The following is a 15,862-nucleotide window of genomic DNA, read 5'->3' on the forward strand; positions in this document are numbered from 1 at the left end:
ATTGGCTCCTTTTCTATTGAATCACTGACAGCGACCCAAGAGAAGTAAATAACTGTACCTGTTTGGTTATTAATTTGCCTTAGCATTGGCTAAGTTAGTAACTGGTTAGAGTTGCTTCACAACAAAGAAATGACACTACTATAGGTTGTTACTTGATTAAATGTCTGTCAATGATGCTTAAGCTCATATAACAGACATTAATCCGTTTTTCTGTTAAACCGTTTATATAATAAAAATACCCTTGTAAGAGGGTATTTTTATAATTAAATCAATTTAAAAACAATATGTTAGAGCAAGAAGCTTTCCAGAGTTTTTCCTTCGTCTTCAATTGCTTTTTTGATAACAGCAGGTGTACGTCCCTGACCAGTCCAGGTTTTAGTTTCACCGTTTGTATCAACATATTGGTATTTAGCTGGACGTGCAGGACGTTTTGTTTTACCAGCAGATTTGCCGGCGCTCATTGTCTGAAGCAATTCGCTTGGATCAATTCCTTGTTCAAGAATCATTTTACGAACTTCTTCCAATTTACGTGAACGTTCCTCTAATTCAGCTTTTACCTGACTTTCTTCTTCACGGCGCTCTTCAACAGCGACGGTCAGTTTTTCAAGTATTTCTTCTAAGAACTCAAGTTCACATTCTCTTGCTTGAGCTCGTAAAGTACGGATGTTATTTAGGGTTTTTAAATCGCTCATTGTCCTGGTCTCAAATTATAATGATGATGGCTGATGTGGATATAATAATAGAATGCTATTTTATTTTCTGCAATAGTCAATTTCTCATATTCGGATAAAATGACTCTTTTTTTTAAACGTAATTTCTTTACAAAAGTTATATAGCGCTTTTTATACAGCTATTTCGATTGTCATTCCACAATAACATGTTCAGGGTACCTTTAACAAAGGGGACATGATTATCTCTCTAATTTATAAACCAAGCATATACTAAATCGGTAAGTAATTTTAACTGTTTCTTATCATACCCGCTAAGGCAGAATAATACTAAGTTAAAAAAAACTTATGACTAATCCATGAGTTATCGTCGATTTTCTGTGACTATTTTCTGGAAGTAAGTCACGCACATTATTAATTTGTATACAATATGCAACAAATCAGTCTGGTTTTCATTTCTTAATTTAAACATGAACATTTGTCGTTCAAATGTGCTTTATTACCCATTTGATGTGATCAGAGTCATGAATCATTAAGAGATCACTAAGCTAAATATTTCTGTATATCAATCGGTACAGCTGACTGAGAGGGATAATCACCACTAAAGTTTATGGTAAACTCATCTGACTATATGGCTTTATAAATTTTGTTAAGAGGCAGGGCCGATGGCTCAACTTTATTTTTATTACTCCGCAATGAACGCTGGAAAATCGACATCACTGTTGCAATCTTCTTATAACTATAATGAGAGAGGGATGAGAACGCTGATTTTTACCGCAGAAATTGATACCCGGTTTGGAAAAGGAAAAGTTAGTTCTCGTATTGGATTATCTGCTGATGCATTTCTGTTTAGCCAACAGACAGATATTGGTGAGTTAATCAGAAATGAAAATATTCAGGAAAAAGTGCATTGTGTGCTGATTGATGAATGTCAGTTTCTCACAAAAGCGCAGGTTGAACAGCTATGTAAAGTGACTGACTACGATGATATTCCGGTTCTTTGCTATGGGCTGAGAACGGATTTCAGCGGGGAGCTTTTTAGTGGTAGTCAGTATCTTCTGGCGTGGGCTGATAAGCTAGTTGAGCTGAAAACTATCTGTCATTGTGGGCGCAAAGCAAGTCGTGTATTACGTTTTGATGGCGAAGGTGTGGCCGTTTATGATGGTGAACAGGTTGATATTGGTGGCAATGAGAAATATGTATCTGTTTGCCGTAAGCACTATATGGATGCTATCAGTAAGGCTAAGGAAAGATGAAGATAAGTATACAATTATAATCTGTTGTAAGGCTTCTTGAGGCCGTTTGAGGGTTCGGATTGAAAATTGAGGAAAATGAGGCAGAGGTAAAGTTAAAGGGGGCTGATATTCGCCCCCTTTTAAGTGGTTTAAATCAGTTAACAACCTGTTTCTTTCGGGAGGGCTGGTGTTGTTACCTCTGTTTCTGTGAATTCACGTCCATAGAATGAATCCAGCAATAATTGTTTCAGCTCAGAAATCAGAGGATAGCGTGGGTTAGCACCAGTACATTGGTCGTCGAAGGCATCTTCAGATAACTTATCAATTTTCGCCAGGAAGTCAGCTTCCTGAACACCGGCTTCGCGGATAGATACTGGGATACCCAGTGTCGATTTCATCTCTTCCAGCCATGCCAGCAGTTTTTCGATTTTTGCTGCCGTATGATCGCCAGCCGCAGATAAACCAAGATGATCAGCAATTTCAGCATAACGACGGCGGGCTTGCGGGCGGTCATATTGGCTGAATGCAGTCTGTTTGGTTGGGTTATCGTTAGCGTTATAGCGGATAACATTACAAATCAGCAGTGCGTTAGCAAGGCCATGTGGAATATGGAACTCCGAACCCAATTTATGTGCCATAGAGTGACATACCCCCAGGAAAGCATTAGCAAATGCAATACCCGCAATAGTTGCAGCATTATGAACCCGTTCACGGGCAATGGGGTTAGTAGAGCCTTCGTGATAGCTGGTTGGGAGAAACTCTTTCAATAGTTTTAGCGCTTGCAGTGCTTGTCCGTCAGAGTATTCGTTTGCCAGGACCGATACGTAAGCTTCCAGGGAATGGGTGATTGCGTCCAGACCACCAAAAGCACACAGTGATTTTGGCATATTCATCACTAGGTTGGCGTCAACGATAGCCATATCCGGAGTCAGAGCATAATCAGCCAGTGGATATTTCTGACCGGTTGCATCATCAGTGACAACAGCGAAGGGGGTCACTTCAGAGCCTGTACCGGAAGTTGTGGTAATCGCTACCATTTTCGCTTTAATCCCCATTTTGGGGAATCGGTAGATACGTTTGCGGATATCCATAAACCGTAGAGCTAACTCTTCGAAATGCGTTTCAGGGTGTTCATACATCACCCACATAATTTTGGCTGCATCCATTGGGGAACCACCACCCAGGGCAATAATGATATCCGGTTTGAATGAGTGCATTTGTTCCGCACCCTTACGAACAATGCTTAGGGTAGGGTCTGCTTCAACTTCAAAGAAAACTTCAGTTTCTATCCCGTGGGATTTCAGCACATCAGTGACTTGGTCAGCATAGCCATTATTGAATAAGAAACGGTCTGTTACGATGAAGGCGCGTTTTGCACCATCGGTTGCGACTTCCTCTAAGGCGATAGGCAGTGAACCGCGACGGAAGTAAATTGATTTTGGAAGTTTATGCCACAGCATATTTTCTGCTCTTTTCGCCACAGTTTTGGTGTTGATAAGATGTTTTGGCCCTACGTTTTCAGAGATGGAGTTTCCTCCCCATGAACCGCAGCCCAGTGTCAGAGATGGGGCAAGTTTGAAATTATAGAGATCACCGATACCTCCCTGAGAAGCGGGTGTATTCACCAGAATACGGGCTGTTTTCATTTTGTCGCCAAAGTATTTGATTCGTGCCGCTTGATTGTCCTGGTCGGTATACAGGCAGGATGTATGACCAATCCCCCCCATTTCAACCAGTTTTTCTGCTTTCTCTACCGCATCTTCAAAATTGTTACCACGATACATTGCGAGTAATGGAGACAGTTTTTCGTGGGCAAAGGGCTCCGCTTTCTCAATCAGATTGACTTCTCCAATTAGGATCTTGGTTCTTTCTGGAACATGAATGCCTGCCATTTCGGCAATTTTCGTTGCGGGTTGACCAACAATCTCCGCATTTAGGTTGCCGTTTTTCAGGATGATATTTTGAACCGCTTTCAATTCCTTACCTTGTAACAAATAACCACCATGAGTAAAGAAACGTTTACGCACCTGATCATAAACAGAATCCACTACGATGATAGACTGTTCTGAAGCACAGATAACGCCGTTATCGAAGGTTTTGGACATCAGAATAGAGGCAACCGCGCGTTTAATATCAGCTGATTCGTCGATAACGACCGGTGTGTTGCCTGCACCAACGCCGATTGCTGGCTTACCAGAGCTATATGCTGCTGTTACCATACTTGGGCCACCGGTTGCCAGGATCAGGTTGATATCTTGGTGGTGCATCAATGCATTTGAAAGTTCAACGGACGGTTCATCAATCCAGCCAATAATATCCTTTGGTGCACCGGCTTCAACCGCAGCACACAGGACCAATTCAGCTGCTTTGTTAGTTGCTTTTTTAGCGCGTGGATGGGGTGAAAAAATAATACCGTTACGGGTTTTCAGGCTGATCAGAGCCTTAAAAATAGCGGTGGATGTTGGGTTAGTTGTTGGCACGATACCGCAGATTAAGCCAATAGGTTCAGCGATAGTGATGGTGCCGAATGTTTTGTCTTCGGACAAAATGCCACAGGTTTTTTCATCTTTATAAGCGTTATAGATGTATTCGGAAGCAAAGTGGTTTTTGATCACTTTGTCTTCGACAATGCCCATACCCGATTCTGTTACGGCTAATTTTGCTAAAGGGATACGGGCATCTGCTGCTGCAAGGGCCGCGGCCCGGAAGATTTTGTCAACTTGATCCTGAGAAAAGCTAGCAAATTCACATTGTGCTTTTTTAACCCGGGCAACTAGTTCATTCAGTTCAGTAATATGAGTTACAGCCATAAAGAAGTACTCCTGGAAAATATTAAAAATCTTTTAATATCAATGAATAAGTGTTTTTTAGACTATTTGGCCTGGTGATTTTATGATGGCTACAGGTTACCATTTAATATTAAATAGATATTGATCTTAATCACATAAATTCCAAGCTGACTCCTTTCAGCTTGGATGAGTGATCATTATTGGTGATTGGGTGGTAAAGGTGTTAATCAGGCTGAGTTTTTAACCTAATGAAAAAATCGAGTTAACGAATTGTTATATAAGACATTTTAAATTGAAAAATGAGTCGCAGTCGATAGAAAGCGGAACGTCGTCCGTATAAAGTAAAGAAAAAATTAAGTTTTCTATGATTTTTGGGTGAGTGATCATATGAAAATATTTTCATTAACACTGCGTAACTCAAGAGGAGTTATTCGTGGGTGATTTACTGTTGGATCTTTCTGGTTACATTAAGTTTTTTGTTGGGCTGTTCGCACTCGTCAACCCTGTTGGTATTTTGCCGGTTTTTATCAGCATGACTCACTATCAGGCTCAGGCTGCCCGCAATAGAACTAATTTTATTGCCAATATTTCTGTTGCCATCATTTTATGGACAGCTTTGCTGCTGGGTGATTCGATACTGCGGATGTTTGGCATTTCCATTGACTCTTTCCGTATTGCCGGTGGGATCCTGGTTGTGACCATCGCTATGTCGATGATTAACGGTAAACTTGGGGAAGACAAACAGAATAAGCAAGAAAAATCAGAAACAGCCATTAGAGAGAGTGTTGGTGTTGTGCCGCTGGCATTGCCGTTAATGGCCGGCCCCGGGGCGATCAGTTCTTGTATTGTTTGGAGTTCCCGCTATCAGGGATGGCAGAATTTTATTGGGTTAGTGTTAACCAGCGCATTGTTTGCTTTTTGCTGTTGGTTGTTATTCCGATCAGCTCCTTTAGTCGTCAAATATCTTGGGCAAACAGGCATTAACGTTATCACCCGAATTATGGGGCTGCTATTGATGTCTTTGGGAATCGAACTGGTTGTGACAGGGATCAGAGCATTATTCCCAGGATTACTCTGATACGTTTGACGATAAAAGGTGTTAGGTTTTTCTCAAGTCAAATTACAAATTATAATATTCTTGTCATTTTTATTATAAAGCCTGTTTTATGGGCTTTTCTCATTTATTTTACTGGTACTCCCTGAATTTTATACAAATAACCTAATATTTTTCTAAGTTATTCTTTCCTGTGAGTTCAATCTGTAACTGGTTGCTTCCACCATAGTTTTGTGATGAATGTAGGTTTTTAATTTGCATTGATTGCAATTTGTTAAAATTATGTTTATTTTCATCTCTAGACTACCTTTGTTTACTATTTTAGTTAAGGGTGGTGTTAATAAAGTGATGTTTATCAATATTTTATGGTGTTATCTGGGGTGTTTTGTCAATTAGTGTAATAGGATGCATTAAGTTGTTTGTAAGGAGGTTTTTTTACAATATGGGAAGGGTATTTTAACAATTGATATGATAAGTCGCCTTTAATATTTAATCTGTTACTTTGAGCTAAATAATGTGAAGGTACTGGCCTTTATAGGATATATGCGAAATGAATGAGCAGGTTCACCAAACTGGAGGTAAAAAATGAAGATCAAACAATTCAAATTACATAAGTTTGTTTCCTGTATATTTTTATTATCGGTATTTCCTGCTACGGCCGTGTTTGCCGCTGATGTCCCAGATGGTGTGAAGCTTGCGGATAAACAACAGATTATTATCAATAATGGCGCAGAAGTTGCCTCACTTGATCCACATAAAGTCGAAGGTGTGCCGGAAACCAACATTATTCTTAATCTCCTGGAAGGATTAGTCAGTACGGGTTCCGAGGGAGAAACTGTTCCGGGCGTTGCGAGTCATTGGGAAAATCAGGATTACAAAGTTTGGACTTTCTATCTGCGTGATAATGCGAAATGGAGTGATGGAACCCCCGTCACTGCACATGATTTTGTCTATAGCTGGCAACGATTAGCTGATCCAAAGGTGGGTTCACCTTATGCCAGTTATCTTCAATATGCTTACGTTGAAAATATTGATGATGTTCTGAAAGGTAAAAAATCACCTGACCAGTTGGGGGTTAAAGCGCTGGATGATCATCGTTTGCAGGTTATTCTGACGCATCCCGTGCCTTATTTCGTCAATATGCTCAGTCATACGGCAATGAAACCAGTGAAAAAGGATCTGGTCGAAAAATTGGGTAATAAATGGACTTTGCCAGAAAATTATGTGGGTAATGGGGCGTATCGGCTGAAAGAGTGGGTGGTGAATGAACGGATTGTGATTGAGCGTAATCCACAATACTGGAATAACGGCAAAACGGTCATTGAGCAAGCGACGCTTTTACCACTTCAATCTGAAACTAGCGGTGTTAACCGCTACCGTAGTGGTGAAATAAATATCACCAATAGCGCTATCCCTCCGGATCTATATCGGAAAATGAAAAAAGAGATCCCTGATCAAATGCGCGTCAGCCCTTATCTCTGTACGTTCTATTACGAAATTAATAATAATAAACCCCCGTTTACTGATGTCAGAGTCCGTGAAGCCGTTAAGTTAACTCTCGACAGAGATATTATTGCGGGAAAAATTATGGGGCAGGGGCAAATACCGGCCTATGGTTTTACTCCAACGTTTATCGGTGGTGGTGATTTTTCTAAACCAGAGTGGGCTGACTGGACACAGGAACAGCGCAATAAGCGCGCCAGAGAATTACTGGCGCAGGCGGGTTTTAATCCGGCGAATCCGCTGAAGTTCACATTGCTGTACAACACATCTGATCAAAATAAACAGCAAGCTATTGCCGCCGCTTCCATGTGGAAAAAGAATCTGGGAGCTGATGTGATTTTGCAGAACCAGGAATGGAAAACTTCTCTCGAAAGTCGTCACCAAGGGAATTATGAAGTTACCAGAGCGACCTGGTGTGCGGATTACAATGAGCCTACCGCGTTTTTAAATATGTTGCTTTCACATAGCAGTAATAACACGACTTTCTACCAGAATAAAAATTTCGATAGCTATCTGGAGCAGGCGTTAGTCGCTAAAGATGCGGTTGCGCGTAAGAAGTTATACCAACAAGCTGAATTTCAACTTGATAAAGACTCGGTATTAATTCCCGTTTATTACCGGGTGAGTGTGCGGCTTGTTAGCCCATCAGTGGGAGGGTTTTCAGGGAAAGACCCATTGGATTATATGGATATTAAGCGACTGTATATGATAAAAAACTAGACATTAGTTTTACTCAAAAGAGTTACTGGTCCTGCAAACAAAATCGTTCCTTTTGAATGCAGGTGATAATCTGACCCGTATTTCTGGGCCGTCGGCTGATAAAAAGTCTGACGATGTAAAATTGGAGTAGAAAAAGATGATAAACACAACGAAGAATAAATTACTTACTGTCAGCATTAGTGCTGTGCTAAGTATGGTAGTGGCGAGCCAGGTATTTGCTGCAAAAGTGCCTGATGGTGTTCAATTAGCTGATAAACAGGTTTTAGTTCGTAATAACGGCTCTGAGCCGCAATCACTGGACCCACATAAGATTGAAGGGGTGCCAGAATCACATTTGGCTCGCGATCTGTTTGAAGGTGTTGTAATCGTTGGCCCGTATGGTGAAATCTTGCCGGGTTCTGCAACCCGTTGGGAAAATAAAGACTTTACCGTTTGGACATTCCATATGCGTAAAGAGGCTAAGTGGTCTAATGGTGACCCGGTCACTGCGCATGATTTTGTTTACAGCTGGCAGCGTTTGGCTGATCCTAATACTGCTTCTCCCTATGAAAGTTACCTCCAGTATGCCCATATCACCAATATTGATGACATTATCGGTGGTAAAAAGAAACCGGATACTCTGGGTGTAAAAGCACTGGATGACTATACATTACAGCTCACATTGAGTGAAGCAGTTCCTTATCTGCCAAGGCTTTTGGCTCACTCCTCAATGTCGCCGGTTCATAGAGCTACGGTGGAAAAATATAGCGAAAAATGGACTCAGCCGCAGAATTTTGTGGGTAATGGTGCTTTCAAACTGAAAAATTGGGTGGTCAACGAACGTATTGTGATGGAACGTAGCCCGACATACTGGGATAACAAAAATACGGTTATTGATCAGGTCACTTTCCTGCCAATTTCCTCAGAAGTGACGGATGTAAATCGCTATCGTAGTGGTGAAATTGATATGACTTATGCCAATTTGCCGATTGAGTTATTCCAGAAACTGAAAAAAGAGATCCCGGACGAGTTGCGTATTAACCCATATCTATGTACTTATTATTACGAAATTAATAATGAAAAGCCGCCATTTAATGATCCTCGTGTCCGCACCGCATTGAAATTGGCGATGGACCAAGACATTGTGACCAATAAAGTAAAAGCACAGGGTGATATCCCTGCTTACGGCTTTACACCTCCGTTTACTGATGGTTTTAAAGAGATAAAACCAGCGTGGTTTACTGATTGGAACCAGGAAAAACGTAACCAGGAAGCCAAAAAATTACTGGCCGAAGCGGGTTATACTAAAGATAATCCATTGAAGTTTAACTTGCTTTACAATACCTCGGATCTGCATAAAAAAATTGCAATCGCAATAGCTTCTGTCTGGAAGAAGAATTTAGGTGTTGATGTTCGTTTGGAAAATCAGGAGTGGAAAACTTTCCTTGATACCCGACATCAGGGCAATTACGATGTAGCCCGTGCTGGTTGGTGCGCCGATTACAATGAACCTTCCTCATTCCTAAATATGTTACTTTCTTACAGCAGTAATAACACCTCACATTATAAGAGCAGTGAATTTGATAAGCTGATGAAAGAATCCCTGCAAGTAAAAACTGATGATGAACGTGCGGCCGTTTATCAAAAAGCGGAAGCGCAGTTAGATAAAGATTCAGCCATTGTTCCCCTTTATTACTATATGAATACCCGGTTAGTGAAGCCCTATGTTGGTGGTTATACAGGGAAAGATCCTTTGGATAATTTACACACCAAAGATTTCTATATTATCAAACACTAATAGTTGTAGGGCGGCCCGGAAAGGGCTGCCTTAGTGTCAGATTATATTTTAAGGCCAGGGTTTAGGGCCAACACATAGGAACGGGCAATGCTTAAGTTTATTTTACGCCGTTGTTTAGAGGCGATCCCGACACTTTTTATTCTTATCACTATTTCGTTTTTCATGATGCGGTTGGCACCAGGCAGCCCATTTACTGGTGAGCGGAAATTGCCACCAGAAGTTATGGCAAATATTGAAGCGAAATATCATCTGAATGACCCCATGTATAAACAATATTTTGATTACTTAGTTCAGCTTTCCAAAGGGGATTTTGGTCCTTCTTTTAAATATAAGGACTACACAGTTAACGATCTGGTCGCGACGGCATTTCCGGTGTCGGCTAAATTGGGGGCATCGGCATTTATTATGGCGGTTATCTTGGGGATCAGCGCTGGGATTATTGCTGCACTTAACCAAAACACAAAGTGGGATTATACCGTTATGGGATTCGCCATGACGGGGGTTGTTATCCCAAGCTTTGTTGTGGCGCCGTTATTGGTGCTGGTGTTTGCTATTCATCTTAAATGGTTGCCGGGCGGGGGTTGGAATGGTGGGGCACCAAAATTTATGATCTTACCCATGGTAGCATTGTCTTTGGCTTATATCGCCAGTATCTCGCGTATTACCCGTGGTTCGATGATAGAAGTGCTACACTCTAACTTTATCCGTACTGCACGTGCTAAAGGGTTGCCATTACGTATCATTATATTTCGCCATGCCTTAAAACCCGCATTGCTACCGGTTATCTCTTATATGGGGCCTGCTTTTGTCGGTATTATCACTGGCTCAATGGTGATTGAAACAATCTTCGGTTTACCGGGAATAGGACAGTTGTTTGTTAACGGAGCATTGAACCGTGACTATTCATTGGTATTAAGCCTGACTATTTTGGTTGGTGGCCTGACTATTCTGTTCAATGCGATTGTTGATGTGTTGTATGCCGTCATCGATCCGAAGATCCGTTATTAAGACTGGAGCGCGCAATGATAGTCAATAAACAAAACAGCGAAGCTCTGGAAAATTTCTCTGAGCAACTGGAAATTGAAGGCCGTAGTTTGTGGCAGGATGCACGACGTCGTTTTATTCACAACCGGGCAGCGATTGCCAGTTTGTGCTTGCTATCTTTGATTACTTTGTTTGTGATCCTGGCACCGATGCTGGCCCAGTTTACTTACGATGATACTGACTGGGCCATGATGTCTATGCCACCTGATTTTGAGTCTGGTCACTATTTCGGTACCGATTCCTCTGGTCGTGATTTACTGGTACGTGTTGCTATTGGTGGACGTATTTCATTGATGGTTGGGATTGCCGCAGCTTTGGTTGCCGTAGTCGTTGGAACTTTGTATGGTTCATTATCCGGTTATCTGGGTGGAAAAATAGACTCAGTGATGATGCGCCTGTTGGAAATTCTGAATTCATTCCCATTCATGTTCTTTGTGATCCTGTTGGTGACCGTTTTTGGACAGAATATTTTGCTGATATTTGTCGCGATTGGCATGGTGTCATGGTTGGATATGGCGCGTATTGTCCGGGGGCAGACACTAAGCCTGAGACGTAAAGAATTTATTGAAGCAGCGTTGGTGTGTGGGGTGCCAACCCGTTACATCGTGTTACGCCATATTGTCCCTAATGTATTGGGCGTGGTGGTGGTTTATGCATCTTTATTGGTTCCAAGCATGATTCTGTTTGAATCATTTCTTAGCTTTCTGGGATTGGGAACGCAGGAGCCATTAAGCAGTTGGGGAGCGTTGTTAAGTGATGGTGCGAATTCGATGGAAGTTTCCCCGTGGTTGCTGATGTTTCCTGCCGGTTTTCTGGTGGTGACACTGTTTTGTTTTAACTTTATCGGCGATGGCTTGCGTGATGCCCTCGATCCGAAAGATCGTTAAGGAGGTAACATGAACAGCGTTAAAAACCAGAAAAGTTCTGAGCCGTTGTTAATTGTTAAAGATTTGAACGTGACTTTTAGTACCCCGGATGGGGATGTTACCGCGGTGAACAAGCTGAATTTTGATTTACGGGCAGGGGAAACGCTGGGAATCGTCGGTGAATCTGGCTCTGGAAAATCACAAACTGCTTTTGCTCTGATGGGATTGCTTGCCAGAAACGGCACGATTGGCGGCTCTGCTATTTTTAATGGCAGGGAAATTCTTAACTTGCAAGAGAAAGAACTTAACCGCATGAGAGCGGAAGAAATATCCATGATATTTCAGGATCCAATGACCTCTCTCAATCCTTATATGCGTATTGGTGACCAGCTCACAGAAGTATTAATGCTGCATAAACGTATGAGTAAAAGTGAAGCATACCTTGAATCGATTCGGATGCTGGATGCCGTCAAAATGCCGGAAGCGCGTAAACGTATGAGCATGTACCCTCATGAGTTTTCTGGTGGTATGCGTCAGCGCGTAATGATTGCAATGGCATTATTATGCCGGCCAAAATTGCTGATTGCTGACGAGCCGACAACTGCACTTGATGTTACGGTTCAGGCACAGATTATGATTCTGCTGAATGAACTGAAACAGGAGTTTAATACTGCGATAATTATGATTACTCACGATTTGGGGGTAATTGCCGGTGTTTGTGACAAAGTGCTGGTGATGTACGCTGGGCGGACTATGGAGTATGGCACGGCTCGCGAAGTGTTTTATCAGCCAACGCATCCTTATTCTATTGGCCTTCTTAATGCTGTACCTCGTCTTGATGGTGATGAAGAATCATTGACAACAATTCCGGGGAATCCACCTAATTTATTACGGTTGCCGAAAGGGTGTCCGTTCCAGCCACGCTGTCAGTTTGCAGTAGACCATTGTGTAGATTGTGAACCAAAGTTAGAGGCATTTGGCAATGGGCGTTTGCGAGCTTGTTTTAAAGCACCGGGAGAATTGGTATGAGTCCGATTGAAGAAAGACGCGTGCTGCTGGAAGTAGCCGATCTGAAAGTTCACTTTGATATCAAAGATGGCAAACAATGGTTTTGGCAACCCGCAAAAACCCTGAAAGCGGTTGATGGCGTTACGTTGAGGTTGTATGAAGGGGAAACCCTTGGTGTGGTTGGTGAATCTGGTTGCGGTAAATCGACTTTTGCCCGTGCAATTATCGGATTGGTCAAGTCTTCCGGTGGCTCGGTAACTTGGTTGGGAAAAAGCCTGCTGGATATGAGTGATAAGCAGTGGCGGGATATTCGCAGTGATATCCAGATGATATTCCAGGATCCACTAGCATCCCTGAACCCGAGAATGACGATTGGCGATATTATTGCTGAACCACTACGCACGTATCATCCTAAGATGAAAGAGCTGGAAATCAAAGATCGGGTAAAAGCCATGATGATGAAGGTTGGATTGCTGCCGAATCTGATTAACCGCTACCCGCACGAATTCTCTGGCGGTCAATGTCAACGTATCGGCATTGCCCGTGCGCTTATTCTTGAACCTAAGTTGGTGATTTGTGATGAACCGGTATCTGCACTTGATGTCTCCATTCAGGCTCAGGTCGTGAACCTGTTGCAGGAATTACAACGGGAAATGGGGCTGTCGCTGATTTTTATCGCCCATGATCTTGCGGTGGTTAAGCATATATCTGACCGTGTATTGGTGATGTATCTTGGGCATGCGGTGGAGTTGGGCACTTATGATGAGGTTTATCATAATCCACAGCATCCTTATACCAAAGCATTGATGTCGGCAGTGCCGGTGCCTGATCCAGATAAAGAACGAAATAAACATATTGAGTTACTGGAAGGTGAATTACCGTCACCGATCAATCCGCCATCAGGTTGTGTTTTTCGTACACGTTGCCCAATGGCAGATCCTGAATGTGCTAAGACACGGCCATTGATGGAGGGAAGTTTTCGCCATGCGGTGTCTTGTTTGAAGGTTGATCCGTTGTAATTGTTGGTGATGTTGTCATATTAGATGGAGCGCTTTGCTTGGTAATTTATTGGTTTTTTAATTGTAATTTAATGAAATTACTGGCGTAGTGCATCATCCAATCGTAGTGCAGAAAAACATAAAAATAGTTGACTTTTGTAAATAATAATGGAGACGTTAATATGAACAATATCGATCTTTCTAAATTATTCACGCCAAAAGGTCATCTGTACACAGCTGTTGTTCTCATCAATCGAAAGTAAGCGTCATCTAGTGCGATTAAAGTGTCCAAATGAAACCATCTGGACACTTTAACATCTTTATTAATGAGGGACTTGTTATAACTGCTGCCATTGAGAAGAATAAATTGTTTTTTGAAGATGAAGTGTTATCTTCGCTAAAATACCTGTCTGAAAACTTCAATATCGCCTTCAGTGGTAAGTTAAATATCAATTATAATTGGAAAGTTTTTGCCAACTATTTTTTGTGCGTCGATGCGATAAAAGAGCAAGACCAAAAAAATGCAGTAATTTTCTTAAAATCTGCATTGGATAACTTGTCTGCTCACAATCCTAAAATGACAGTTCTTAGTAGACCGGGAATATTAGTTATTACTGATGCTAACATCTCGGAAGAGGTAGCAAAAACCTTAAAAGATATCTATGACAAACCGGATAATGACGTCAATGACGATGGTGTTTATGCATTCGGCCCATTCACGGGGAACTCAGTAGAAGAAATAACCAAAAATGAAACATACGATATCATAGAGCAGTACGGTGACCTAACAGAAAGGGGTTATGAAATATTCAAAGAAATGAAGGAACGAGTTGACCAATGTTTAAAGTAAAAAGCAATCAATCTCTATTCTTTTTAATTTCATATATTCTTAATTCGATGAATAATTGGGTTTTTAAATTTATTGCTCCGTTGGTTCTTTACTCAGAAACAAAATCATTGCAAATGATGACAATTAGCTATGGATTGTTGTTTACACCAAACATCATTGCACCTCCGATAGTTAATCTACTCGAAAACAGGCTTGCAAAAAAAGCAAGCCTATTAATACTGAATTTAATTGGTTTGTTTTTATGTCTTTTTTCCTATATCTACTTTGAGATTAATTTTAGTAACCTTGTTTTTTTTATGGTGGTATTTTTGTTATCATCCATTCTTATCTTATACCAAACCATTATCCACAGTATATTAAAAGAGATATTGCCACATAAAGAAGATATGGGAGAAATGAGCAGGAAAATTGCTTTTGTCGATAGCCTGTTTCCTGCTATAGGACCAATGATCGGCGCAACCATATTAAGTTATTTAGGTTATAATAATGTATTTCTTATTATTGGTGTCATATATGTGATCTCTATATTTATTTTAGCTAAAATAAATATAGAGTTGAGAATAAAAACCACCGGTGAGAATTTCATCTTAAAAACCATCAAAGGTTTTAGACTTATTAAGGATAATTTGTTTGTTAATTATTTGATGAGGCGTTTTTTCTTTTCAAACATAGCGTTACATGGATTTCAATCTATACTGACGTATTTTTTAATCGAAAAATTTAATTTAACAGATATAAAGTTAGGATTATTCTTTGCTATTTCCACTATCGGGTTAATTATAGGGGTAAAGATCGGCAGGATTATGTATAAGAACAATGTTAATAAATGGCATTTAATTTCCATTACAGGGATAGTATGTTCTTTGTGCTTAATTTGCATACCCATAACCAATAATATCTATATTGCATCAATAGCATGGAGTATTGTTATGTTGTTGAGTGCCATCAACTTAATTGTCTTTTATACTGAGAGACAGACTAATTATCACCAAGATGAAGTGGTGAGCGTTATTTCTGCATCCTACATGATTATCTATTCTGCAATACCGTTTGGCTCTGTTGTTTCTTACATTTTGTCACGTTATATGCAATCAAATGATGCTATGATGATATTAGGTACTTATTTATTTATCATCAGCATTTATTTCTTATATGAGGCGCTGAGGAGTACAAAAGTAAAAGATGAAATTGATGTATCTTAAGATTATCTGTACTCTATTCTGTGAGGGATAGGAATCACCGTTTATTCCTTTGATATCCGCTCAGGATAATGGATTACAGACATGGTTTGTTACCCACATTGGTTTGAATAACTTATATAGTCCTCCATGTCAGTCACGGACAAATGGT

12 protein-coding genes are annotated in these 15,862 nt (G+C 40.8%); 10 read left to right on the forward strand and 2 right to left on the reverse strand.

The genetic code is table 11. From position 1 onward, the window contains the following. Positions 1-287 precede the first annotated feature (287 nt). Positions 288-692, reverse strand: a complete 405-nt coding sequence (hns, locus tag C5470_RS03705; protein ID WP_021325507.1) for a histone-like nucleoid-structuring protein H-NS — start codon at positions 690-692, stop codon at positions 288-290. A 641-nt stretch (positions 693-1,333) separates the two neighbouring features. Between hns and C5470_RS03710 the strand changes: the two genes are divergently transcribed. Continuing rightward, entirely contained in the window at positions 1,334-1,924 is a 591-nt protein-coding gene (locus C5470_RS03710) for a thymidine kinase (RefSeq protein ID WP_166286046.1), read from the forward strand. A gap of 137 nt (positions 1,925-2,061) precedes the next feature. Here C5470_RS03710 and adhE read toward each other — a convergent pair whose 3' ends face one another. Next, positions 2,062-4,713, reverse strand: a complete 2,652-nt coding sequence (gene adhE / locus C5470_RS03715; protein ID WP_166286048.1) for a bifunctional acetaldehyde-CoA/alcohol dehydrogenase — start codon at positions 4,711-4,713, stop codon at positions 2,062-2,064. A gap of 412 nt (positions 4,714-5,125) precedes the next feature. Between adhE and C5470_RS03720 the strand changes: the two genes are divergently transcribed. From C5470_RS03720 to C5470_RS03760, 9 genes are all read left to right on the forward strand, one after another. After that, positions 5,126-5,770, forward strand: coding sequence for a YchE family NAAT transporter (locus C5470_RS03720; RefSeq protein WP_166286050.1), 645 nt, complete (start codon positions 5,126-5,128; stop codon positions 5,768-5,770). A gap of 561 nt (positions 5,771-6,331) precedes the next feature. Then, positions 6,332-7,969: an ABC transporter substrate-binding protein gene (locus C5470_RS03725; protein ID WP_166286052.1), complete on the forward strand. Its 1,638-nt coding sequence runs from the start codon at positions 6,332-6,334 to the stop codon at positions 7,967-7,969. 136 nt (positions 7,970-8,105) lie between these two features. Further along, positions 8,106-9,746 carry an oligopeptide ABC transporter substrate-binding protein OppA gene (gene oppA, locus C5470_RS03730; protein WP_166286054.1) on the forward strand — a complete coding sequence of 547 codons (1,641 nt, stop codon included), beginning with the start codon at positions 8,106-8,108 and terminating at the stop codon, positions 9,744-9,746. 87 nt (positions 9,747-9,833) lie between these two features. Next, positions 9,834-10,754, forward strand: coding sequence for an oligopeptide ABC transporter permease OppB (gene oppB, locus C5470_RS03735; RefSeq protein ID WP_166286056.1), 921 nt, complete (start codon positions 9,834-9,836; stop codon positions 10,752-10,754). A 14-nt stretch (positions 10,755-10,768) separates the two neighbouring features. After that, positions 10,769-11,677 carry an oligopeptide ABC transporter permease OppC gene (gene oppC, locus C5470_RS03740; RefSeq protein ID WP_036846881.1) on the forward strand — a complete coding sequence of 303 codons (909 nt, stop codon included), beginning with the start codon at positions 10,769-10,771 and terminating at the stop codon, positions 11,675-11,677. A gap of 9 nt (positions 11,678-11,686) precedes the next feature. Continuing rightward, positions 11,687-12,685 carry an ABC transporter ATP-binding protein gene (gene oppD / locus C5470_RS03745; protein WP_152961947.1) on the forward strand — a complete coding sequence of 333 codons (999 nt, stop codon included), beginning with the start codon at positions 11,687-11,689 and terminating at the stop codon, positions 12,683-12,685. Further along, on the forward strand, positions 12,682-13,683 hold the full coding sequence (gene oppF, locus C5470_RS03750; RefSeq protein ID WP_166286058.1) for a murein tripeptide/oligopeptide ABC transporter ATP binding protein OppF: 1,002 nt from the start codon (positions 12,682-12,684) through the stop codon (positions 13,681-13,683). The genes oppD and oppF overlap by 4 nt, the downstream gene beginning before the upstream one ends. Before the next feature lie 271 nt (positions 13,684-13,954). Continuing rightward, entirely contained in the window at positions 13,955-14,512 is a 558-nt protein-coding gene (locus tag C5470_RS03755) for a hypothetical protein (protein ID WP_166286060.1), read from the forward strand. Beyond that, positions 14,500-15,714: an MFS transporter gene (locus C5470_RS03760; protein ID WP_166286062.1), complete on the forward strand. Its 1,215-nt coding sequence runs from the start codon at positions 14,500-14,502 to the stop codon at positions 15,712-15,714. The genes C5470_RS03755 and C5470_RS03760 overlap by 13 nt, the downstream gene beginning before the upstream one ends. Positions 15,715-15,862: the final 148 nt, after the last annotated feature.

Origin of the sequence: Photorhabdus stackebrandtii (assembly GCF_011189495.1) — a bacterium.
Lineage (GTDB): Bacteria > Pseudomonadota > Gammaproteobacteria > Enterobacterales > Enterobacteriaceae > Photorhabdus > Photorhabdus khanii.